The sequence below is a fragment of the Paraburkholderia fungorum genome (genome assembly GCF_046027605.1).
In the GTDB taxonomy this organism is placed as follows: domain Bacteria; phylum Pseudomonadota; class Gammaproteobacteria; order Burkholderiales; family Burkholderiaceae; genus Paraburkholderia; species Paraburkholderia fungorum_F.
The window spans coordinates 173947-196391 of sequence record NZ_JAQQEF010000016.1; the positions used below are offsets into that span (position 1 = coordinate 173947).

Annotated in this window: 16 protein-coding genes; 9 read left to right on the forward strand and 7 right to left on the reverse strand. The window is 61.7% G+C overall.

The window, feature by feature from the left end; all coding sequences use genetic code 11:
• Positions 1-23: 23 nt before the first annotated feature.
• On the reverse strand, positions 24-1214 hold the full coding sequence (locus PQR53_RS25070) for an acyl-CoA dehydrogenase (protein ID WP_028198796.1): 1191 nt from the start codon (positions 1212-1214) through the stop codon (positions 24-26).
• Between the two features lie 103 nt (positions 1215-1317).
• Here PQR53_RS25070 and PQR53_RS25075 point away from each other — a divergent pair, with 103 nt between their 5' ends.
• On the forward strand, positions 1318-2103 hold the full coding sequence (locus tag PQR53_RS25075) for an IclR family transcriptional regulator (RefSeq protein ID WP_408459884.1): 786 nt from the start codon (positions 1318-1320) through the stop codon (positions 2101-2103).
• A gap of 72 nt (positions 2104-2175) precedes the next feature.
• Here PQR53_RS25075 and PQR53_RS25080 read toward each other — a convergent pair whose 3' ends face one another.
• On the reverse strand, positions 2176-3009 hold the full coding sequence (locus PQR53_RS25080; RefSeq protein ID WP_408459887.1) for a diguanylate phosphodiesterase: 834 nt from the start codon (positions 3007-3009) through the stop codon (positions 2176-2178).
• Positions 3010-3375: 366 nt separating this feature from the next.
• On the opposite strand from PQR53_RS25080, the gene PQR53_RS25085 reads away from it, so the two are divergent.
• Genes PQR53_RS25085 through fahA form a run of 3 tightly spaced genes read left to right on the forward strand, consistent with a single transcriptional unit; the run spans position 3376 to position 7460 of the window.
• Positions 3376-4740, forward strand: a complete 1365-nt coding sequence (locus PQR53_RS25085; RefSeq protein WP_408459889.1) for an MFS transporter — start codon at positions 3376-3378, stop codon at positions 4738-4740.
• Between the two features lie 48 nt (positions 4741-4788).
• Entirely contained in the window at positions 4789-6135 is a 1347-nt protein-coding gene (hmgA, locus tag PQR53_RS25090; RefSeq protein ID WP_408459892.1) for a homogentisate 1,2-dioxygenase, read from the forward strand.
• A complete protein-coding gene (gene fahA, locus PQR53_RS25095; protein ID WP_408459895.1) occupies positions 6132-7460 on the forward strand; it encodes a fumarylacetoacetase in 1329 nt (442 codons plus the stop codon). The genes hmgA and fahA overlap by 4 nt, the downstream gene beginning before the upstream one ends.
• A gap of 143 nt (positions 7461-7603) precedes the next feature.
• Here the strand turns inward: fahA and PQR53_RS25100 are convergent, their stop codons facing one another.
• From PQR53_RS25100 to PQR53_RS25110, 3 genes are all read right to left on the reverse strand, one after another.
• Positions 7604-8770, reverse strand: coding sequence for an MFS transporter (locus PQR53_RS25100; RefSeq protein ID WP_408459898.1), 1167 nt, complete (start codon positions 8768-8770; stop codon positions 7604-7606).
• Positions 8771-8883: 113 nt separating this feature from the next.
• Complete coding sequence (locus PQR53_RS25105) at positions 8884-10050, reverse strand: MFS transporter (RefSeq protein ID WP_408459901.1); 1167 nt, start codon at positions 10048-10050, stop codon at positions 8884-8886.
• Positions 10051-10278: 228 nt separating this feature from the next.
• Complete coding sequence (locus PQR53_RS25110; RefSeq protein ID WP_408459904.1) at positions 10279-11103, reverse strand: crotonase/enoyl-CoA hydratase family protein; 825 nt, start codon at positions 11101-11103, stop codon at positions 10279-10281.
• A gap of 76 nt (positions 11104-11179) precedes the next feature.
• Here PQR53_RS25110 and PQR53_RS25115 point away from each other — a divergent pair, with 76 nt between their 5' ends.
• Positions 11180-11821: a plasmid fertility inhibition factor family protein gene (locus tag PQR53_RS25115; protein WP_408459906.1), complete on the forward strand. Its 642-nt coding sequence runs from the start codon at positions 11180-11182 to the stop codon at positions 11819-11821.
• Here PQR53_RS25115 and PQR53_RS25120 read toward each other — a convergent pair.
• Positions 11818-12816 (reverse strand): 2-hydroxyacid dehydrogenase, encoded by a 999-nt coding sequence (locus PQR53_RS25120; RefSeq protein ID WP_408459909.1) that lies wholly within the window; start codon positions 12814-12816, stop codon positions 11818-11820. The two genes, PQR53_RS25115 and PQR53_RS25120, sit on opposite strands and share 4 nt — an antisense overlap.
• A 546-nt stretch (positions 12817-13362) precedes the next feature.
• Between PQR53_RS25120 and aspT (PQR53_RS25125) the strand changes: the two genes are divergently transcribed.
• The 4 genes from aspT (PQR53_RS25125) to PQR53_RS25140 all read left to right on the forward strand — a co-directional run bounded on the left by aspT (PQR53_RS25125) (position 13363) and on the right by PQR53_RS25140 (position 19978).
• Positions 13363-15045 (forward strand): aspartate-alanine antiporter, encoded by a 1683-nt coding sequence (gene aspT, locus PQR53_RS25125; protein WP_408459912.1) that lies wholly within the window; start codon positions 13363-13365, stop codon positions 15043-15045.
• Positions 15046-15176: 131 nt separating this feature from the next.
• Positions 15177-16859 carry an aspartate-alanine antiporter gene (aspT, locus tag PQR53_RS25130; RefSeq protein WP_408459915.1) on the forward strand — a complete coding sequence of 561 codons (1683 nt, stop codon included), beginning with the start codon at positions 15177-15179 and terminating at the stop codon, positions 16857-16859.
• 102 nt (positions 16860-16961) lie between these two features.
• Complete coding sequence (locus PQR53_RS25135) at positions 16962-18626, forward strand: bifunctional aspartate transaminase/aspartate 4-decarboxylase (protein WP_408459918.1); 1665 nt, start codon at positions 16962-16964, stop codon at positions 18624-18626.
• 113 nt (positions 18627-18739) lie between these two features.
• Positions 18740-19978 carry a pyridoxal-phosphate-dependent aminotransferase family protein gene (locus PQR53_RS25140; RefSeq protein ID WP_408459920.1) on the forward strand — a complete coding sequence of 413 codons (1239 nt, stop codon included), beginning with the start codon at positions 18740-18742 and terminating at the stop codon, positions 19976-19978.
• 96 nt (positions 19979-20074) lie between these two features.
• Here PQR53_RS25140 and PQR53_RS25145 read toward each other — a convergent pair whose 3' ends face one another.
• Positions 20075-21400, reverse strand: coding sequence for a DUF1996 domain-containing protein (locus tag PQR53_RS25145; protein ID WP_408459923.1), 1326 nt, complete (start codon positions 21398-21400; stop codon positions 20075-20077).
• Between the last annotated feature and the right edge of the window lie 1045 nt (positions 21401-22445).

The following is a 22445-nucleotide window of genomic DNA, read 5'->3' on the forward strand; positions in this document are numbered from 1 at the left end:
AAGCCATCAGCACAATCAGCGCATCAGAAAAACGCCTGAATGCCCGTTTGCGCGCGCCCGAGAATCAGTGCGTGAATGTCGTGCGTCCCTTCGTAGGTGTTCACGACTTCCAGATTGACCAGATGCCGCGCAATGCCGAACTCGTCCGAGATACCGTTGCCGCCGAGCATGTCGCGCGCGAGCCGCGCAATGTCCAGCGCCTTGCCGCACGAATTGCGTTTCATGATCGACGTGATCTCAACGGCCGCCGTGCCTTCGTCCTTCATCCGGCCGAGACGCAAAACGCCTTGCAGGCCGAGCGTGATTTCGGTTTGCATGTCGGCGAGCTTTTTCTGGATCAACTGGTTCGCGGCGAGCGGGCGCCCGAACTGCTTGCGATCCAGCACATATTGACGCGCCGTGTGCCAGCACGCCTCAGCCGCGCCGAGCGCGCCCCAGGCAATCCCATAGCGCGCCGAGTTCAGGCACGTAAACGGACCGCGCAAGCCGCTGACTTCGGGGAAGCGGTTTTCTTCCGGCACGAACACTTCATCGAGCACGATCTCGCCGGTGATCGATGCACGCAAGCCCACCTTGCTATGAATGGTCGGCGCTGACAGCCCCTTCCAGCCCTTCTCGAGAATGAAGCCGCGGATCGAATCCTTGCCGTTTTCCTCGAGCTTCGCCCACACGACGAACACGTCGGCGATCGGCGAATTGGTGATCCACATCTTCGAGCCCGACAGCGAATAGCCGCCGTCGACCTTTTTCGCCCGCGTGACCATGCTGCCCGGATCGGAGCCGTGGTTCGGTTCGGTCAAGCCGAAGCAACCGATCCATTCGCCGGTGGCGAGCTTTGGCAGGTACTTCTGCTTTTGCGCTTCCGAGCCGAATTCGTAAATCGGCACCATCACCAGCGACGACTGCACCGACATCATCGACCGGTAGCCGGAATCCACGCGCTCCACTTCACGCGCGATCAGACCGTACGCCACATAGTTCAGACCGGGGCCGCCGTATTGCTCGGGAATCGTCGGGCCGAGCAGGCCGAGTTCGCCCATTTCACGGAAGATCTCGATGTCGGTCTTCTCATGACGGAACGCTTCGAGCACGCGCGGCTGCAGCTTGTCCTGCGAGTAAGCAGCGGCGGCGTCGCGCACCATGCGTTCGTCTTCGGTGAGCTGCTGATCCAGCAGCAACGGGTCTTCCCAGTGAAACTGCGCGGCCTCTGCCATGACGTATCTCCTGATTCCTTGCTTGACTAAACGTGTCCGAGCTTGACTTAAGTTCCGCTATGCGAAACAATGTTTTGCAAACTACGTCCGAGTGTACCACCCCATGACGCCCACATCTACTCTCTCCGACCCGCTCGACGAGCGCAAATTCGTCGTCGCCCTGGCACGTGGGCTGGAGTTGCTACGTGCGTTCAAACCGGGCGAAACGATGCTCGGCAATCGCGATTTCGTCGAACGCACGGGGTTGCCGAAGGCGACAGTCAACCGTCTGGCCTACACGTTGACGGTGCTCGGCTATCTGCGGCTCGATGAAACCCTGGGTAAATATGCGCTGGACGCCGGCGTGCTGTCGCTCGGTTTCGCGCTGCTCTCGGGCACCGACACGCTCGAGCTCGCGCGCCCGCACATGCGCACCTTCGCACGCGAAGTGGGCGCGGCGGTGTCGCTCGGATGCCGCGACGGCCTCGACATGATTTATCTGGAGACGATCCGCAGCGAAACCGCGTTGACGCTCGGACTCGCATCCGGTTCCAAACTGTCGATGCTGACCAGTTCGATGGGGCGCGCGTATCTGGCGGTGCAGCCATTGGACATACGCGCCGCGTTGCTCGTCGAGCTTGAGAAGAGCGCCGGCAAAGAGGGCGCTGCGTTGCTGGCAGATGCCGAAAAGGAAATCGAAGCCTTCGCGCACGAACGCTGCTGCTATTCGTTCCGCGCGTGGCACGACGACGTGAACGCGGTCGCGGTGCCGTTTCGCGAGCCGCGCGAAGGCCGCTGGCTGGTGCTGAGTTGCAGCGGGCCGGCGTCGTCGATGGGAGAGGATGTGTTTCGGGAAAACGTGGCGCCGCGGCTGAAGGCGTTGGCCCGGCGGCTGGGTGATACCGGCTGACGTGCAGGCTGCCGCCGCGCTACGAAGCGGCGTTGATAGCCGAGTAAGCAGTGAATCCGTTCAAACGCGGATTCACACCGCCCGATCATGATAATGCGCGTTGAACAGCGGCCCTTGCACGAAGCGCACATCGTACTGTTGCAACGCGTCGAATTGCGGCTCATCCATCACGCGATTGAAGATCAGCGGAATCCGCAACCGGCTTGCATAGCCCACTAGCGGCTTCACCGTCGCATCGCGCAACGCGATTGCGGCATCCATCTTGATGAAGTCGAGCCGCGCCGTCTCCGACACCGACAGAATCTGCCCCGCGTTCGAAAGATTGCCCGCCACCTTGAAGCCGTAGCGTTGATAGCTCGTGGTCAGATAGCCGAGGAAGGTCTTATGCGCGACCGCAGCCGCGGGCAACTCGATCACCACGCGCGACGGGTTCAGTCCGAACGACACCAGCACGGTTGAGAAATGCCGGCCATGGTCGTACTTGACGCTTTTGAGCAGGCGTTCATGCACCCGCAGAAACAGCAGCCCGTGCCGCTGCGCGCCGAAGAAATTGATCGCGTGCAGCGCGCGTGACATGCGGTCGAGCGCGACCAGTTCCTGATCGTCGGCGACCCGGTCGAATGGATCGAAAGCATCGAAGGGCGCGCCGTCGAGACGTTGCGTGACCGCCTGAAACCCGAGCTCATCGCCGAACCGATCCACACCTTCGGCGCCCGACGACAACGACTGCGCCAACGCATGCACGCTGATATCGAAGATCGGCTCATAGGCGCTGGCAAGTTCGACGCCGTCGAACTGAGCTACCGCGATCTCGCTATGCACGCCGGTTCCCATCGCCAGATGTTCGCCGAGAAACGGGTGGTTGGCGGCGCGTGCGATCAGGTCGGGGATGGTCGGCGGAATCATGTAGGCGAATGGATGGCGATAGGTACGCGCTCGGTGCTCGGTAACGCGAGTCGGGTTGGCGACTCGGTTGCCGCATCCATTGATGGTAGCAGTCCGCGCCGCGCGCACTTGAACAAAATGCTCATAACGTTATCGGCAAACGCTTGTCGCGAGGGGCTGCGAGGGCTTTCGCCGTTTGTTTTCAGGGTATACGTTAATTTCACTATACGTAATTAGTTTTACCATACGTAAATTGCAGCGCGGCTGCGATGGCGATTGCGTTGCCGTTTCCCCGGCGGGAAAGGGTGTATTTCCCGATCGCCAACCGAGTGCGCGCCGTTATCTAGCAACTTACCAGGCAATCCAGTCAGGATGAAGGGCAACTCAATGAGCACCAAACCGGCTGCGGCCGCCACCAATGTGATCGAAGTCGAGCGCGTGCTCGGCGAGACGCATCACCCGGCATTCCAGTTGATGTTGCTCGTGCTATGCGGGCTGTGCCTCGTGATCGACGGCTTCGACGCGCAAGCGATGGGCTACGTCGCGCCGAGCGTGATCGGTGAATGGCATGTCTCGAAGGCGGCGCTGGGTCCCGTGTTCAGCGCCAGTCTGTTCGGCATGCTGCTGGGCGCGTTGGGCTTGTCGGTGCTGGCTGACCGTGTTGGCCGGCGTCCGGTCCTGATCGGCGCGACGTTTTTCTTCGCCCTGTCGATGCTGGCCACGCCCTTCGTCACGACGATTCCTGCATTGATCACGCTGCGCTTCATCACCGGCCTTGGGCTCGGCTGCATCATGCCGAACGCGATGGCGCTGGTCGGCGAATTCTCAACGCCCGCGCATCGCGTCAAGCGCATGATGCTGGTGTCGTGCGGTTTCACGCTGGGCGCGGCTTTAGGTGGTTTCATCAGCGCGGCGCTGATTCCTGCATACGGCTGGCGCGCGGTGTTCTGGGTGGGCGGCGCGGTGCCCTTGCTGCTCGCGTTCGCGATGCTGGCGGCATTGCCGGAGTCGCTGCAATTCCTCGTTCTCAAGGGGCGCAGCGATCGCGCGTTGCGTTGGCTCGCAAAGTTCGATCCGGCGCTGCCGATCGATGCGACCACACGTGTTGTCGTGCGTGAGAAGGGCAACGGCGGTGCGCCGGTCGCCGAACTGTTCCGTGCGGGCCGTGGCCCGGTCACGCTGATTCTGTGGGCGATCAGCTTCATGAACCTGATCGATCTTTACTTCCTGTCGAACTGGCTGCCCACTGTAATGCGCGACGCGGGCTACTCGCCGAGCACGGCGGTGATCGTCGGCACAGTGTTGCAGACGGGTGGGGTGATCGGCACCTTGCTGCTCGGCTGGTTTATCGAGCGCTTTGGTTTTGTGCGCGTGCTGTTCGTGTGCTTCGCGGGCGCGGCACTGGCGGTCGGCACCATCGGCACGGTGGCGCACGCGCTGCCGTGGCTCCTGATCGTCGTATTTGCGGGCGGCTTCTGCGTGGTCGGCGGACAGCCGGCGGTCAACGCGCTGGCCGGTCATTTTTATCCGACCACGTTGCGCTCGACCGGCATCGGCTGGAGTCTGGGTATCGGGCGCATCGGTTCGGTGATCGGACCGCTGGTTGGCGGACAATTGATCGCGCTGAACTGGTCGAACGAATCGCTGTTTCATGCGGCCGCGGTGCCGGTCCTGTGCTCCGCGTTGCTCGTAATCGCGCTGGCCGCAGCGACCCGGCAGCGCGAACGCCCATCCGAGCCGCAGACAGCCTGAGGCAGAAAGCTCGCGCCGACAGATTCCAGTATCAACGGAGAACCTTGCATGGATACCTCAACCCGCACGCCGCATACCGCTAGCTCGCGGCTCGAAATCGAGCCGGGCTATCAGTCGGGATTCGCGAACGAATTCGCCACGGAGGCCTTGCCGGGCGCGCTGCCCGAAGGCCGCAACTCGCCGCAACGCGCGGCTTACGGCTTGTACGCCGAGCAACTGTCGGGCACCGCATTCACTGCGCCGCGCGGCCATAACCGCCGTTCGTGGCTGTACCGGATTCGCCCGGCGGCAGTTCACAAGCCGTTCACGCAGTTGCCCTCGGACCGGCTCGTCGCCAACTTCGCCGAGGTGCCGCCGACGCCGCCCAACCAGCTGCGCTGGGACGCCTTGCCGAGGCCCACCGAGCCGACCGATTTCGTCGACGGCCTCGTAACGATGGCGGGCAATGGTTCTGCCGATGCGATGAGCGGCTGCGCGATTCATCTGTACGCCGCGAACCGCTCGATGCAGGATCGCTTCTTCTATAACGCCGACGGCGAATTGCTGATCGTGCCGCAGGAAGGCCGCCTGCATATCGCCACCGAAATGGGTCGGCTGGACGTCGGACCGTTCGAGATCGCGGTGATCCCACGCGGCGTACGCTTCGCGGTGAGCCTGCCGGACGGCAACGCGCGCGGCTACATCTGCGAGAACTTCGGCGCGTTGCTGCGTCTGCCGGACCTGGGCCCGATCGGCTCGAATGGCCTCGCCAATCCGCGCGACTTCCTCACGCCGCATGCAGCGTATGAAGACCGCGAAGGCGACTTCGAACTCGTCGCCAAGATGAACGGCAATCTGTGGCGCGCGGACATCGGTCATTCGCCGCTCGACGTGGTGGCATGGCACGGCAACTACGCGCCGTACAAATACGATCTGCGCCGCTTCAACACGATTGGCTCAATCAGCTTCGACCATCCGGACCCGTCGATTTTCCTGGTGCTGCAATCGCAAAGCGATACACCGGGCGTCGATACGATCGACTTTGTGATTTTCCCGCCGCGCTGGCTTGCAGCCGAAGATACGTTCCGTCCGCCCTGGTTCCATCGCAACGTCGCGAGCGAATTCATGGGCCTCGTGCACGGCGTGTACGACGCGAAGGCCGAGGGCTTCGTGCCGGGCGGCGCGAGTCTGCACAACTGCATGTCGGGTCATGGGCCGGACGCGGACACCTTCGAGAAAGCGTCGCATGGCGATACGTCGACGCCGAAGAAAGTCGGCGACACGATGGCCTTCATGTTCGAAACGCGCACGCTGATCAAGCCGACGCGTTTCGCGCTCGAAACCGCGCAATTGCAGGCGCATTACTACGAGTGCTGGCAAGGTCTCAAGAAACACTTCAACCCGGAGCAACGATGAGCGCATTGAGCGATCTTCAGGCGACGCTCGATCCGTCGCGCAAGAGCTGGGTCGAGTCGGCGAACGATTCGACTAACGATTTTTCGATCCAGAACCTGCCGTTCGGCATTTTCAGCGACAAGACCAACACCACGCGCCGCGTGGGTGTCGCGATTGGCGATGAGATCGTCGACTTGCATCTTCTCAAGACCGTGGGCCTGCTCAAGTTCCCGCTCACACCGGCAGGGCAATTCGACGCCAGGCATGACGGGGTGTTCGAGCAGCGCACGCTCAACGATTTCATTTCCCTCGGCCGCGATGCATGGCGCAGCGTGCGCATCCAGCTGAGCCATTTGTTGGCGCGCGACACCGCGACCTTGCGCGACGACGCCGCTTTGCGTTCACAGGCGCTCGTACGTCAGTCCGATGCGCAACTGCATCTGCCCGTGCAGATTCCGGGCTACACCGATTTCTATTCGTCGAAGGAGCATGCGACGAATGTCGGCTCAATGTTCCGCGATCCGAAGAATGCGCTGTTGCCGAACTGGTCGGAGATGCCGATTGGCTACAACGGACGCGCGTCGTCGGTGGTGGTGAGCGGCACGCCGGTGCGGCGGCCGAATGGCCAACTGAAGCTGCCGGACCAGGAGCGTCCGGTGTTCGGCGCATGCCGCAAGCTGGACATCGAGCTGGAGACCGGTTTCGTGATCGGCAGCGGCAATCCACTGGGCGAGCCGATTGCCTGTGCCGATGCCGAAGCGCATATCTTCGGCATGGTGTTGCTGAACGACTGGAGCGCGCGCGATATTCAACAATGGGAATACGTACCGCTCGGCCCCTTCAACGCGAAGACGTTCGCGACGACGATCTCGCCGTGGATCGTGACGCTCGACGCGCTCGAACCGTTCCGCGTCGAGCAGCCGGCGCAGGAACCGCAGCCACTGCCGTACCTGCGCCACGACGGCAAGCACGCGTTCGACATCTCGCTGGAGGTGACGCTGCGGCCGCAAACGGCAAAGCAGGCAACCACAATCTCGCGGACCAACTTCAAGCACATGTACTGGACGATGGCGCAACAACTCGCGCATCACACAGTATCGGGCTGCAACACGCGAGTCGGCGATCTGATGGGCTCGGGCACCATCAGCGGCTCGACACCAGACTCGTGCGGCAGCCTGCTCGAGTCGACATGGAACGGCAAGAACCCGCTGGAATTGAAGGAAGGCGGCACCCGAGCGTTCATCGAGGACGGCGACGAATTGACATTGGCCGGCTGGTGTCAGGGTGACGGCTACCGCGTGGGATTCGGTACCTGTGTCGGAGAGATCCTGCCGGCCCGCGGTTAAAACGAAGAGGGTGTAGGAAAAGCCGGCGGAATGCCGGCTTTTTTGGTGCGCGCGGCGCGCGGCGTGCCGCCAACAGAGCACCCACGCCAACGTAGTCACATCAAGCGGACGGCCTGGCTCGTGGCGCTCGAAACCGGTAGCGCTTAGTGCGACATATCGGCTTGCATCGGCACACGCCGTTTCTCCCACCAAACAGCGGCGAGAAACGCGAGTGCCGCTGTCATTAGCACGGCGACCATTGCATCGTTGCCGACCGCTTTCATCAGCGCACCCGCAACCAGCGGGCCGCCGAAACTCGCCGCGCTCCACGACGCGCCCACCAGCGAACTGGCGCTCACCAGCGCGACGCCGCGAAAGCGCTCACCGCAAGCAACCAGCGACAAGGTATAGATCGCGCCGGCCGCGGCACCGAGTACAAAGAGTAGCGGCCAGCACAGCCACGGCGAAGTGATCGCCCAAGGCAGCAACGGCAGCAGCAGCGCGACGATCACGCCGCAGCCGATATGCACCCGTTCGCGTCCGAGCCGATCCGCGAGCCAGCCAATCGGAAATTGCATTGTCGTATCACCGAGCAGCAGGGCGGACGCGAACAGCACGGCCAGCTCGCTCCGGATACCGTGCGCCATCGCGAAGAGCGGCAGTAGCGACAGCGCGATCGTGTCGAACAACGCGAAGAAGCCCGTGCCGATGATGAGCGCCGGCATCTGCGGCAGCACATGACGCCAACTGCCATGCGCCGCGTGTTCATCCTCCGACGCTTGCGGCGTCTTGCGGATGCTCGCGAGCGCCGGCAACGCTAACAGGAAGAGCGCGCCGCAAATCAGGAAGCGCCAGTTCGTGTAGCCGGCGATCTGGCTCACCAGCACCGGGCCCGCCATCTGGAACAGCGTGAAATTGGTTGCGTAGATCGCGACGACGCGGCCGCGCGTGGCGTCGTCGGCGAGGTGGTTGACCCATGCTTCGCCGATCGTGAAGAGCAGCATCAGCGCCGCGCCGCAGAGTATGCGCAACATCGCCCATAGCCACAGGTTCGAGGTGAGTTGCATCAACGCGGTGGCAAGCGCAACCACCAGCACCGCGCCGACGATCACCTGGCGGCCGCCAAAGCGCGCCGCGATCCAGCCGGTGAGCGGCACGACGAGCAGGCCGCCACCTGCTTGCGCGGCGGTCAGCAGGCCGACCACATCGGTGCCATAGCCGGCTTGCGTCAGCGCGAGGGCGGTGAGGGGAAGCGTGGCGCCGCTGCCGAGTCCGACGACGGCGACACTCAGGATCAGCGCGAGGAAATCGCGGGTGAAGATGACTTTCATCGGCCGAGATGCTACTACGGCCGCGGGTCATTCGCACCTTTGTGCGGATTGGATAAAACCTGGATGAACGCGGACGAGTGCCTCGTTCGGAGCGGCCGTGGCGGTTTTCGAACTTATCCCGCCACTGCCATCCGTTGCGCACGCCGGTCGATCGACACCGACCACAGCGTCAGCACCAGCGCGCCGATCGAAGTCACCACGCCGACCCACGGCAGCATGGTGAGCGGCGCGCCCGCACCGATTGCCATGCCACCGAGCCACGCACCCGTTGCATTGCCAAGGTTGAACGCGCCTTGATTCAAGGTCGATGCCAGATTCGGCGCATGGCTCGCGCGGTCGACGATCAGCATTTGCAGCGGCGGCACGATCGCGAAGGCCAGAATGCCCCACACGAAGATCGTGATCATCGCCGGGATTTCAGCGTGCATCGTGCCGGCGAAAATAGTCAGGATGACGACGATTGCCAGCAGAAACGCAACCAGCGAGGGCATCAGCCGCCAGTCCGCGAGCTTGCCGCCGAGCGTGCTGCCCACCGTCAAGCCGAGCCCGAACAGCAACAGCACGAACGTGACCGCATGCGGCGTGAAACCGCTGACGTCTTCGAGAATCGGCGTGATGTAGGTAAAGGTGGAGAACAGGCTGGCCGATGCCAGCACGCTGATGCCGAGCACCATCAGTACTTGCGGGTTTTTCAGCACGCTGAATTCGCGCACGAGACTGGCCTTCTGCATCTCGATCTTCGCCGGCAGGCATACCGCGAGCGCGGCGGCCGCGAGAATGCCGATGCCGGTGACCGCCCAGAAGGTAGCGCGCCAGCCCACCGCCTGGCCGAGCGCGGTACCGAGCGGCACGCCGAGTACGTTGGCGAGCGTCAAACCGGTGAACATCAACGCGATGGCTTGCGCGCGGCGATTCGGTGCGACGAGACCAGCCGCGACCACCGAACCGATGCCGAAGAACGCGCCATGGCAAAACGCCGTGACGATGCGCGCGGCCATCAACACCGCGTAGCCCGGCGCGATCGCGCACAGCAGATTGCCGACGATGAACACGCCGATCAGGCTCATCAACGCTTTCTTGCGCGGCATGTTGGCCACGGCGATCGCGACGATCGGCGCGCCGATGGTGACGCCGAGCGCATAGGCCGATACCAGCATGCCGGCCGCCGGAATCGACACGGACAGATCGCGCGCGACATCGGGCAGCAACCCCATGATCACGAATTCAGTGGTACCGATTCCAAAAGCGGCAACGGCGAGGGCGAGCAGGGGTAAAGGCATGATGACGGAATATGAATCGGCACGACAGGAAGTGTCGTGCGGCAGGCGCGCGTTTTCGGGGCGAGAACGCATGCGCGATGCAAGGGGAAAACAGTAGGGGATTCTACCTAAGTCAAAACAGCCTTGCTGAGCGTCAAGCCCGATGTTGTTTTTTGCTGAAGCGCGCATGGGCGTGCGCTTGTTGGCGCGCCGCTTTGCCGTTCACTGTTCTCGCGAAATGACGCCGTGTTATTCCGTGCTTTCGTCTGACTTGAGAGTGTCGCCGTGACGGCCGGCGCCTTCGGCGAAACGTGCGGCGCCCGCAACGCCCTCGTCGAATACCGCTTGATAGCCGCCGGCGCCTTCGCGCTGCAACGCCAGGGCGAGATCTTCGAGCGTGCTGTTTTCCAGCGCGGAGCGGCGGTCAGCCAGCAGCGCGGCCTGCGGAAAGGCTGCCAACTCGGCGGCTAACCGTTCCGCCGCCGCGCGTGCCTCGCCCCTGGGCACGACACGGTTGGCGAGCCCGAAGGCGAGCGCTTCCTGCGCCGTTACCGCGCGACCGGTCAAAATCAGATCGAGCGCGCGCGACAACCCGATCAGACGCGGCAGGCGGATCGTGCCGCCATCGATCAGCGGAATCCCGACGCGCCGGCAGAACACACCAAGCACGGCGTCTTCCTCGACAACGCGCAGGTCGCACATCGCGGCCAGTTCGAGGCCGCCTGCGACCGCATAGCCGGCAATCGCCGCGACCACCGGTTTACTGAAACTCATGCGCGTGGGTCCCATTGGACCGGGACCGCTACCGTCGGCATGCAGTTCATTGCGGCGGGTCTCGTCGGCGAGCGCGGTGAGATCCGCGCCGGCGCAGAAGGTGCCGCCCGCGCCGAACAGCACTGCCGCGCGCCATGCCGGCTCCGCCTCGAAGCAGTGGAAGGCGGCGCTCAGCGCTTGCGCGGTAGGACGGTCGACGGCATTGCGCCGCGTGGGACGGTCGAGCACGATAGTGGCGACGCCAATGTCCGAGTTGAACTCGATACGCACATGGTCATTCAAATTTTGCATGGCTATCATCGTTGTATCCGTAAAGGTTCGCGTCCGGTCACTCGTGCCGGGGGCTCATGCAGTGCGATTAATACCGTTGGTTGTCATGCATCTTTCACAATCGGCTCGTAGCGTAAGCGCTCTTCTAACGTGCTGGCGTTTTTTAGCCCGCTTATCGAGCCTGCGTTTGCCCTTGACCAATTCATCGCCCGCAGCCGCGCCGGCCTGTGCAGAGACGATCTGGAGCGTGCCTCTGCACGAACACTCATGGTACGACCATGTGCGGCTGAAACGCGTCTTCGTCACGGACGGTACGCGTCATCAGGTCGTTCTGGTCGACGTGCGCAAGCTGCTGGAATGCGCGGATCGCGACAACACCGATTACGTACTGAGGCCGGTCGCCGAATGGCATTCCGGCAAGGTGCGCGGGATTCGCGAGTTTCTCGATCCGGACAATTCGCGCATTCCGCAGATGCCGTACGTGACGATCTCGACGCGTCGCGCGCCGGGTCTGTTGGGCTGGCTCGGGCTGGAGCGCGAGGGCGTGGTGGCGTTTCGCAACGGGCAGCATCGCGCGCGTTATCTGGCCGACGCGGGCGCGCGCTGGTTTCCGGTGGAAGTACACGAACGCGAGGCGGCCTTGCTGCGTGAGATGTGCGGCGCAGCGGACGACGCCCGCACGGCGATCCGTCCGACTACAGTGGATGGCGCCGCGGATGCGGTGGCCGGCGATATGCCGCCCCCCTAGGCGCGCGCCTGCACCACATTACGCGGCGTGCCGGCCTGCCATGCCGCGACGTTATCGAGCGTGGTCTGCGCGATCTCGTTCATCGCCTCGCGCGTGAAGAACGCCTGGTGCGCCGTGACGATCACGTTCGGGAACATCAACAGGCGTGCGAGCACGTCGTCCTGCAGCGGCAAATTTGAGTGGTCCTCGAAAAACAGTCCGCCTTCTTCCTCGTACACGTCGAGCCCGAGATGGCCGAGCTGGCCGTCCTTCAACGCGCCGATCAGCGCATTGCTTTCGACAAGGCCGCCGCGACCCGTATTGATCAGCATTGCGCCACGCTTCATCTTCGCGAGCGCGGGTTGGTCGATCAGATGGTACGTGTCCGGTACTAACGGACAATGCAGGCTGACGATGTCGCTTTCCGCCAGCAGTGTGTCGAGCGGCACGTAGCGCGCGCCGAGCGCGAGCAGGTCGTCGGCTGGCGTGCCGGGATCATGAGCGAGTATCTGCATGCCGAAGCCCGCCATGATGCGGCCGAACACGCGGCCGATCATGCCTGTGCCGATCACGCCTACCGTCTTGCCGTGCAGGTCGAAGCCGAGCAGCCCATGCAGCGAAAAATCGCCTTCGCGGGTGCGCGCGGCTGCTCGGGGTAAGCGGCGGTTCAGCGCGAGGATCAGACCGACGGCGTGTTCGGCGACCGCGTGTGGTGAGTAGGCCGGTACGCGTGCGACTGTTATGCCGAGACGTTCGGCTGCGGCGAGGTCGACGTGGTTGAAGCCTGCTGAGCGGAGCGCGATCATGCGCGTACCGCCTTGATGGAGCTTCTCCAGAACCGCAGCGTCGACGTTGTCGTTGACGAATGGGCAGACTACTTCGTAGCCCTGCGCGAGGATCGCGGTTTCGACGTCGAGGTGCGATTCCTGGAAGTGCAGGTCGAAGCGATGCGTGCTGTTGGCTTCGGCGAAGGTGTCGCTGTCGTATTGGCGGCTGCTGAAGAGGATTAGGCGCAAGATTGGCTCCGAAGGAAGCATGCCGGCGTGGCAAATTTCGATTTATTCACGGCGCCGCATGGCGGCAAATCAGTATATCGGCCCTTTATGCTAATGACCGCTGCTTGCGATGCGCGGTTCGAAAACGATTCCGCCCCTTACCAAAGATCAAGTTTTGCGAAGCAACAAGGGTCGCAATTGAAAATAATATTGACAGCCATGCCGAACTACAATAATTATTAAAAAAGGCATCTCAAAAAGCAACTTCGTGCGGTGAAATAATGGGCCATCAGCAAAGTATGTTTTCAGACCGCCGGGCAAAACCTCACGAGGACAGTGTGACATTCGAACTTACTGAAAAGCGTTTCCCTATTGTCGCTGCAATGCGGCATATCTTGTTTTGACGCCGGAGGCGTCATGCCATCGTCATAAGGTTTCCGTTCAATGGAATCTGCTTATGCCGGATGAGTAATATCTGAGTCGTCGCGAGTCGGATTGAATTCATTTTCAAATTCCAGAGAGATCTGTTCAGCTTTCTGCTAATAAACCGTAAATCGGCGAGCCAATATGATCGGTGAATTGCTGAGATCTCAACCGGAGATCGCGCTGTTCGCAAGCCTTGCAATCGGATATTTCATTGGTTCGTTTCGGGTGGGGCCAATTCAACTCGGCGGCGTCTGCGGGACGTTGATCGTGGCGTTGCTATTGGGTCAGACGGGCGCGCGGCTCGCCCCCGATCTGAAGAACATCGCGTTCGCGCTGTTCATCTTCGCGCTGGGTTTCACCGGCGGACCGCAGTTCTTTGCCAACATCGGGCGGGGCTGGCGTTATGGCTTGCTGTCGGTGGTCGAGATCGTGTCGGTGCTGATGCTGATCATGATCGCGGTCCTCGTGATGCGGCTCGACGTCGGCACGGCGGCCGGCTTGCTGGCCGGCGCCGCGACGGAGTCGGCGGTGATCGGCACGGCTTCGGAGGCGATTGCCAAGCTCGGTTTCAGCGACGCGGAGACATTGCGCCTGCAGGCCAACATCGTGACCGCATACAGCGTGAGCTACCTGTTCGGCTTGATCACCATCGTCCTGTTCACGAGTCAGTTCGCGCCGCTGCTGTTGCGCATCAATTTGCGCGAGGAAGCCGAGCGCGTGTGGCACAAACTCGGCGGCGACGGCGCATTCGGCGATGGCCAGCATGCCGCGGCGCCGGCGCTCGTGGGCCGCGCGTTCCGGGTCGGCAGGGCGGCCGGCTCGACGATCTTCACGCTCGAGCAACAGCACGGCTTTAATCTAACGATTGAACGGCTCCGGCGCAACGGAGCCGACGTGCCGGTCGAGCCGCACCTGACGTTGACGGCCGGCGACCTGATTCTCGTGGCCGGTCGGCGCGAAACGGTCGTGGCCGCGGCCGCCAGTCTCGGCGAGGAAGTGGCGGACGCCGGCTTCAGCCAGTTCATGGTGGAAAAACTCGACGTCGTGCTGACACGCAGCGAGGCGCATGGTCTGACAGTCGCGCAGGTTCGCGAACGGGCCAAGCCGGAGGACGGGCGCGGCGTCTACGTCGCGGCCGTCACGCGGCTCGAAACCACGGTGCCCGCGCTGCCCGGCACCGAGCTCAATCGCGGCGACGTGCTGACCCTGGTGGGCGCGAAGGCCGACGTCGCGCGTGGTGCACGGCATCTGGGCTACGTGCTCGCCGCGACCCAGAAAACCGACTTCGTTTATCTCGGCCTGGGCGTGCTGGTCGGCATGGCGATCGGTCATCTCGGCGGACGTATCGGCGGCATTTCGATCGCGCTCGGCACAGGCGGCGGATGTCTGCTCTCGGGGCTGCTGTTCGGCTGGATCCGTTCGCGCTATCCGTTAGTCGGTTCGCTGCCTTCGGCCGCCGCGCAAATTCTCAAGGACTTCGGCCTGGCCACCTTCATTGCCGCCGTCGGACTGTCGGCGGGACCCGATGCCATCAAGCTGGTGCGCGAATACGGTCTGGCGCTGCCCGTCGCCGGCATTCTGATGGTGCTCGTGCCCGGGTTGCTGTCGCTCTGGATCGGCCGCGTGTTTCTCAAGCTCGACGCGCCCATGCTGCTCGGCGCCATTGCCGGTCAGCAATGCAGCACGCCGGCGATCAGCGCGCTGGTCGGCGTGACCGGCAATTCAACGCCTGTGATCGGCTACACGATCACCTATGCTCTCTCTAACATCCTGTTGCCGTTGATGGGGCCGGTTGTCGTTGGCCTCGCCGGGAAATTCGGCTAGGCGGCCAGATGGGGCTGCGCGCGGCGCACCACGCCGCGCGCAGCCGACACGGCACGCGGACATCGACACGAAATCCGCGTGCACCTGCAGCGTCCAGTACTTAGTATCTCAAACTATCCAGCGAGGGCACGATGGACTGGCTACATCACATTTTTCAGAAATCACCGGAGATCGCGCTGTTTTTGTCGTTAGCAGCCGGTTACTTCATCGGGCAGATCAACTTCGGTAAGTTCCAGTTGGGCGGCGTAGGCGGTTCATTGCTGGCCGCAGTGGTGATCAGTCAAGCGGGCGTCACGATCGATAACGGCGTGAAATCGGTGATGTTCGCCGTGTTCATTTACGCGGTCGGCTACGACTCCGGGCCGGGCTTCTTCAACTCGTTGAATCGCAAGACGCTGCGCGAGATCGCGATGGCGATCTTTCTCGCCGTCACCGCGCTCATCACCGTCCTGATCTGCGCCAAGCTGTTCCATCTGAACAAGGGTCTTGCAGCCGGACTCGCGGGCGGTGCGTTGACGCAGTCGGCGATCATCGGCACGGCCGGCGACGCCATCGCGCGTCTCGGTTTGCCCGCCGATCAGGTCAAGTCGCTGCAATCCGACGTGGCGATTGCCTATGCGGTGACCTACGTGTTCGGCTCGCTCGGCGCGATCATCGTCTGCGTGAATATCCTGCCCAAGTTCATGGGGCAAAGCTTGCGAGATGCGTCGATCGAGGCGGAGCGCGAACTGTCCGCCGGTTCGCCCACACTCGGCGCCGGACAAATTCGAGCGCTGCCCGAACTGGTGGGGCGTGCGTACAAGATCGATGTCAGCGCCGGGAAAACGGTCAAGGCGGTCGAAACGCAGCATCAGGACCTGTTGACGATCGAGCGGATCAGGCGTGACGGTAAGGCCCTCGAGCCGACACCCGATCTGACCTTGCAACTCAACGACGAAGTGCTGGTGGTGGGCCGCCGTGAAGCGGTGGTCGCATTCGGCGCGAACGGCAACGAGATCGCCAACGTCGAGGACGTTGGCGTCGTGATGCAGACGCGCGACGGCGTGTTCACCCGCAAAGGCATGAATCACACGACGATCGCCGCCGCGCGCGAAGTCGTGGATCGCGACATGCGCCACGGCGTCTATATCCAGAGCGCCTCGCGTGCCGGCCAGCCGCTGCCGATCCTGCCCGAAACCAAGCTCGAGCATGGCGACGTCATTACCTTCTACGGTTCGCCGAAAGACACCAAGCGCGCCGTCGATGCAGCCGGCTACGAGCTGCCGTACAGCAACAAGACCGACTTCATTTATATGGGCGTCGGCATCGTGCTGGGTCTGCTGATCGGCCTGATCGTCGTCGACGTGGGCGGCGTTCCGCTCACGCTTGGTTCCGGCGGTGGCTGTCTGCTGGCCGGCCTGCTGTTCGGCTGGATGCGCGGCAAGCACCCGATGTACGGCGCGATGCCGTCCGCGGCTTCGCAGTTGCTGAAGGACTTCGGCCTCGCGGCGTTCGTCGCGGTGGTCGGTTTGAATTCGGGATTGCAGGCCGTGGTGACCGTCAAGCAGAGCGGCATGACGATCTTCCTGCTCGGCGTGATCGTCACCGTGGTGCCGCTCGTGCTGACCATGCTGTTCGGCCGTTACGTGCTGCGCTACAACAACGCGGCCATCCTGGCCGGCGCGCTGACCGGTTCGCGCAGTGCCAACCCGGCATTCGGCGGCGTACTCGACAAAGCAGAAAGCGCCGTGCCGACCGTGCCCTTCGCGATCACCTATGCCATTGCGAACGTCGCGTTGACGCTGCTCGGACCGCTCGTGGTCGGACTGGTTTAGCCTGGTTTAGTACACGCATTTATCGATCTCTCTTACGCCGGCGGCAACTGGACGATCATTCGCGCCGCCGGCGTCATTCACTTGCACCTTGGAGAACGCATCATGGCAAAAGAGAAAAGCGGCAAGAAACAGGGCGATATGGCACAAGCCGGCTTTGCGGCACTCAGCCCATTCGAACTCAAGGACGAACTGATCAAGGCCGCCGGCGGCGGCGCGGTGGAGCGTGCTGCCAATGCGTCGATGCTCAACGCGGGCCGCGGCAATCCTAACTTTCTCGCGACGATTCCGCGCCACGGCTTCTGGCAACTCGGCCTCTTTGCAATGCGCGAGTCGGAGCGCTCGTTTGCGTTCATGCCCGAGGGTGTGGGCGGCTTTCCGCGCCGCGACGGGCTGACGGAGCGCTTCGATCTGTTCCTGCGCGAAAACAAGGGCGTGCCCGGCATCGACTTTCTACGCGGCGCGATCTCGTATGTGCGTGATCAGCTTGGCTTGTCCGCGGGCGACTTCCTCTATGAAATGTGCGAGGGCATTCTCGCGTCGAACTATCCGGTGCCGGACCGGATGCTCAAGTTGTCCGAACTGATTGTCGGACAGTATCTGCGTAAGGAGATGATCGGCAACCATCCGTTCGTCGGCGAGTTCGATGTGTTCGCGGTGGAAGGCGGCACGGCGGCGATGACGTACATCTTCAACACGATGCGCGAGAATCACCTGATCGAGCCAGGTGACACGATCGCGCTTGGCTTGCCGATCTTCACGCCGTACATTGAAATTCCGCGCCTGAACGACTATCAGCTGAACGTCGTCAATCTCGAAGCCTCGGTTGAAAGCGGCTGGCAGTATTCGAAGAAGGAACTCGACAAGCTGCGCGATCCGAAGGTCAAGGCATTTTTCCTCGTGAACCCGAGCAACCCGCCTTCGGTGAAGATCAACGACGAGAGCCTTCAATACATCGCCGACATCGTCAAGGAACGTCCCGACCTGATTCTGTTGACCGATGACGTGTACGGCACCTTCGCCGACGATTTCGTTTCACTGTTCGCGCTCGCGCCGAAGAACACGATCCTCGTGTACTCGTACTCGAAGTACTTCGGCGCGACCGGCTGGCGCCTCGGCACGATCGCGACGCATCGCGACAACGTGCTCGACAAGCTGATCGCCGAATTGCCGAAAGAAGCGAAGAAGCAGTTGCACGAGCGTTATGAATCGATCACGACCGAACCGGACAAGCTGAAGTTTATCGATCGGCTGGTTGCCGACAGCCGCACCGTCGCGCTGAATCACACGGCCGGTTTGTCGACGCCGCAACAAGTTCAGATGGTGCTGTTCTCGTTGTTCGCGCTGATGGACACGCCTGACGCGTACAAGAACGCGTTGAAGCGCCTGATCCGCAAGCGCAAGCAGGCGTTGTACGAAGAGGTCGGCATCTCGTTCGAGGACGACGATCCGAACCAGGTCGACTACTACACGATTCTCGACATCGAGTTTCTCGGCGAGCGGATGTTCGGGCGGGAATTCGTCGACTGGCTGCTGAAGAATACCGAGCCGTCCGAGTTGCTGTTCCGTCTCGCGCGTGAAGCGCGGGTCGTGTTGCTGCCGGGACGCGGCTTTGGTACGCAGCATCCGTCGGGACGGGTGTCGCTGGCTAATCTGAACGAGTCGGACTATCGGCAGATCGGCCGCGCGATGCGCAAGCTGATCGAGGAATATGTCGAGCGCTACAACGCCGCGACCGGCAAGAAGCTCGATAAGACCAAGGTGAAGTGACAAAATCCTTGCGCAATCGCGCGGATCGGTGAATGATCGAACGATCGGCCCCGCCAGTGTCATTGTTGGCGGGGCCGCTTGTTCCTCTGCGCCCTGACATTCACGTACCGATCATGCCGACTTCATCCACTCTCTCCGCTTCCACCGCAGTGCCTTGTCCGGTGGTCGAATCGCTCGACGCCATTCTTCCTGAAGAACCGTTACTGATGATGGGCGCCGGCCCCGTGCCGATTCCCGCGGCGGTTGCCAAAGCCAATACGATCGTGATCAATCACCTTGGCGGCACGATGGTGAAAGTGATCGGCCAGGTGAAGACCATGGCGCGTTACGTGTTCCAGACGAATTCGAAATGGGTGCTGGGCGTGGCGGGGCCGGGATCGGCCGCGATGGAAATGGCGATCTCCAATCTCGCGTGGACCGGCACGCGCGTGCTGAGCATCAAGAACGGCTTTTTCAGCGACCGGATGGCTGAGATGGGGCGGCGTGTCGGCGCACAGGTGAGCACGCTGAACGTCGAGGACCGATCGGTTGCGAGCCTCGAGCAGATCGCCGAGGCGATTCGTCGCGAGCGTCCGGAGATTGTGACGGTGGTGCAGGGTGAAACGTCGAACACGGTGTGGAATTACCACCTGAAGGACATTGCCGCGCTGGCCAAGGCTGCGGGCGCGCTGGTGATCGTAGATGCGGTGTGTACGCTAAGCACGATGCCGTTGGAGATGGATACGTGGGGCATCGACGCGGTGATTACCGGTGGGCAGAAGGGCTTATCGTCGATTCCAGGGGTCTCGCTGATCGCGTTTTCGGATGCGGCGTGGGCGCGAGTGAAGGGGCGCACTGCGCCGAATGCGCATTGGTGCCTGGACGCGTCGCTGGCGGAGAACTTCTGGCACAACGCCGGGTATCACTACACGGCGCCTGTGTCAGGCGTGCTGGCTTTGCATGAGGCATTGCGGCTGGTGTGTGCCGAGACTTTGGAGAAGCGTTTTGCGCGGCATTTGAAGTGTTCGGTGGCGTTGCAGGAGGGCATTACGGCATTGGGCTTAAACCTGTACGCGCCGCAGGCGTGCCGCCTGAATTCGGTGGTAGGTATTGAAGTACCTGGAGGCTTGAGCCCTGGCGATATCTGCGGGCATATCTCGCGCCAGCATCAGGTGGAGATTTCCGGGTCGTTCGGCCTGCCGATCGTGCGTATCGGTCAGATGGGCGAGCAGTGCCGCGAGCACAATCTGTTCAGGACGCTGCATGCGCTAGGCCGCACGATGTTGGATCTGGGCGTCGCCGTGGATTTGCCTGCGGGGGTGGCGGCGTTGGAGAAATCGTTGTCGGGTGGCGCGCGCGGGGTGGCGCGGTAGTGTCTTAGCCTTGAGCTTTTTGCCGGGCGTATGGCCTGCGCCCGGCGTCAACCGCGTTTGATCCCATTGCGTTTGATTCCGTTGCGTTTGATCCCATCACTTCAGATAGAGTCCCGGCCCCCACGAGCCTTCGCGCGACGAAAACTGAACCGTCTCGGCGTTCGCATTGCGAATGCAGATGCCGATCTGTGATGCCCCGGCCGCCGCTTGCGACGCGATGTAGCTGGTGACGTCGTTTAGCCGCACCTGCGATGCGTTGTCCAGATAAATGCCGCCGATCTGTTGTGTCGTACATGCGCTCGCCGTTGGCAGTTGAGTGGCGTCGTCCCAGGTCGTGGTCGCGGCATAGAGTTGCAGCATGATGGCGTTGGAATCCGTCATGTTCTGCCCCTGGGTCTGCAGATAGGATTTAGCGTACGGATAATCGCCGAGATTCAATGGCGTTGCGAATTTAATCAGCACGACACTGCCGGGCGCCGACACGAGGGTGGTGTCAGCGGGATGGACCGCACCGCTTGAATCGAGCCAGACATCCGCGCTGGCAGCGGAGTAATACGTCGGAAGGCTGCTGCCGCATGTGGCACTCGTGGGCGTGTTCATGCACTTATCGATCACGTATTGCATGACGTCCGTCTTCCACGCATTGACGAAGTCGCCGTGCGCCGTATACATGCCGCCCCACTGTGGGACCCATTGCCCATTCATCATCATCGGGTCCATCGACAATTGCGCCGTGGCCAGATCCGGATCCTGCCCGAGGTTGTACGCGACATTCAGCTGCAGTTCGGGAATCTTGACGGGATAGGCGCTTGGGCACGTGCCATCGGCATTCCGGTATGTCATGTTATCCGTGCCGTCCGCAAAATTCGGCACCAGCGTCTTGCCGTCCCAGCAGTCAGGGAAATGAACGGAGATATCGAGTTGGGAATAGGTGCCGCTGCTATCCGTTACGACCGGACAGTTGGTGGGGGCAACGGTGGTGTAGGAGCCTCCTCGGCACAGGAAGTTGATATGCGAATTGGGAGCGGTTCCCATATGATTGCCGGCCAGCATCTCGAATCCGGGCTGAATCGCCTGAAGCGCGACGACCGGTTGATCGTTCTTGTAGTACGTCTTCTGGTACTGCGGCATGACGATTCCGGAGGCCCGCTTCAATTGCGGCACCCAGTATGCGGAAACGTCGGCGATTGAATCGCATGTTGTGAGTTTGTTGTTGCTCAGCGAATCGTAAGTGCTATAGGCGTCCGTGCTTGTGTTGCCGAAGAAATCATGCACCATGGCCTGCCCCGGTTTGCCCGGGTGAACGATGGAGTCGTCCGGTCGCGTATGCGAGTAGGTACATCGCACGGCGAACCCACTACCTGCATGGGCTGCGCCCGCTGCAAGCATCAGCATAATGCAGATCATGATGTGCGTTTTCATGGATGACTCCTGAAGCGAAAAATGAAATGATGTTGTGAATAATTTTTCTATGCGATTTAGTTAGGATTATTTAATGATGGATCGGCATAGGGCTACGTGTGACGAGGTAATCGTAGGTCATTCGCCAAGGAAGTGCCAGTGCGTTATTGCGTCTCAGGCAATCAGATCGATCGTACTTTCAGTTATTCCGCAGGCTTGATCTTGTTATGAAAAACTGATTGCTATTGTTTTGGATTCGAGGGGGGGCCTTGATCTGGTTTTTTGGTCTTTCCTTGATCTGGCTTTTTGGCCTTTACTTGAATTGATATTGGTCTATTAGTGTTGCCCCTGTGCGGGGCGGCACTTACTTTCTTTGCCGCCGCAAAGAAAGATAAGCAAAGAAAGCGGCTCAACCCGCTAGCTCATAAGCGGGTCCCCCGCACAGTCACGAGAGTGGCGCATCTGGAATCCGTGCTCTCGCACATTCAGCGTGTGTGACAACGCGCTCATCAGCTCCCACTCCGCACTGCGTGCGTCGCGGATGGGTATGCATGGGAAACCAGAGGCTTCGTTTAGGCGTGGGGGCCATTGGCTTCGCCTCGGCGATGCGCCAAAGCGACAGCGGTAAGAGAGAAGATCTACAGAAGCGAACAAGCGAACAAGCGAACAAGCGAACAAGCGAAGAGGCGAAGAGGCGAGGAAGCGAAGAGGCGATATACACCAACACAGGGCGTTGAATGAAACATGATCGCGAAAACGCGGTGGCCAGTTTTATGAAATGTGCAGCGGCGCGCGTAGTGCTGACGGAAGCACGCTGATCTTGTAGAAGAGAGGTCAATGGCACACATGAGTCTCAGGCGAAGGCGCGGCTTTTTCTGATGTTCCGTTCCGACGAGCACATAGTGCGAGGCGGGAAGTATGACTGCCTTGTCACTCGTGTTGAATGTGCGAGGGCACGGATTCCAGATGTACCACTACCGTGACTGCGCGAGGGACCCGCTTAGGCGCTGGCGGTGTGAGCCGCTTTCTTTGCTTATCTTTCTTTGCGGCGGCAAAGAAAGTAAGT

Bases quoted from the DNA above. Each gene is read 5' to 3' on its own strand.
- PQR53_RS25070 (WP_028198796.1), bottom strand. From the start codon at position 1,214: ATGGCAGAGGCCGCGCAGTTTCACTGGGAAGACCCGTTGCTGCTGGAT.
- PQR53_RS25075 (WP_408459884.1), top strand. From the start codon at position 1,318: ATGACGCCCACATCTACTCTCTCCGACCCGCTCGACGAGCGCAAATTC.
- PQR53_RS25080 (WP_408459887.1), bottom strand. From the start codon at position 3,009: ATGATTCCGCCGACCATCCCCGACCTGATCGCACGCGCCGCCAACCAC.
- PQR53_RS25085 (WP_408459889.1), top strand. From the start codon at position 3,376: ATGAGCACCAAACCGGCTGCGGCCGCCACCAATGTGATCGAAGTCGAG.
- hmgA (WP_408459892.1), top strand. From the start codon at position 4,789: ATGGATACCTCAACCCGCACGCCGCATACCGCTAGCTCGCGGCTCGAA.
- fahA (WP_408459895.1), top strand. From the start codon at position 6,132: ATGAGCGCATTGAGCGATCTTCAGGCGACGCTCGATCCGTCGCGCAAG.
- PQR53_RS25100 (WP_408459898.1), bottom strand. From the start codon at position 8,770: ATGAAAGTCATCTTCACCCGCGATTTCCTCGCGCTGATCCTGAGTGTC.
- PQR53_RS25105 (WP_408459901.1), bottom strand. From the start codon at position 10,050: ATGCCTTTACCCCTGCTCGCCCTCGCCGTTGCCGCTTTTGGAATCGGT.
- PQR53_RS25110 (WP_408459904.1), bottom strand. From the start codon at position 11,103: ATGATAGCCATGCAAAATTTGAATGACCATGTGCGTATCGAGTTCAAC.
- PQR53_RS25115 (WP_408459906.1), top strand. From the start codon at position 11,180: ATGCATCTTTCACAATCGGCTCGTAGCGTAAGCGCTCTTCTAACGTGC.
- aspT (WP_408459912.1), top strand. From the start codon at position 13,363: ATGATCGGTGAATTGCTGAGATCTCAACCGGAGATCGCGCTGTTCGCA.
- aspT (WP_408459915.1), top strand. From the start codon at position 15,177: ATGGACTGGCTACATCACATTTTTCAGAAATCACCGGAGATCGCGCTG.
- PQR53_RS25135 (WP_408459918.1), top strand. From the start codon at position 16,962: ATGGCAAAAGAGAAAAGCGGCAAGAAACAGGGCGATATGGCACAAGCC.
- PQR53_RS25140 (WP_408459920.1), top strand. From the start codon at position 18,740: ATGCCGACTTCATCCACTCTCTCCGCTTCCACCGCAGTGCCTTGTCCG.
- PQR53_RS25145 (WP_408459923.1), bottom strand. From the start codon at position 21,400: ATGAAAACGCACATCATGATCTGCATTATGCTGATGCTTGCAGCGGGC.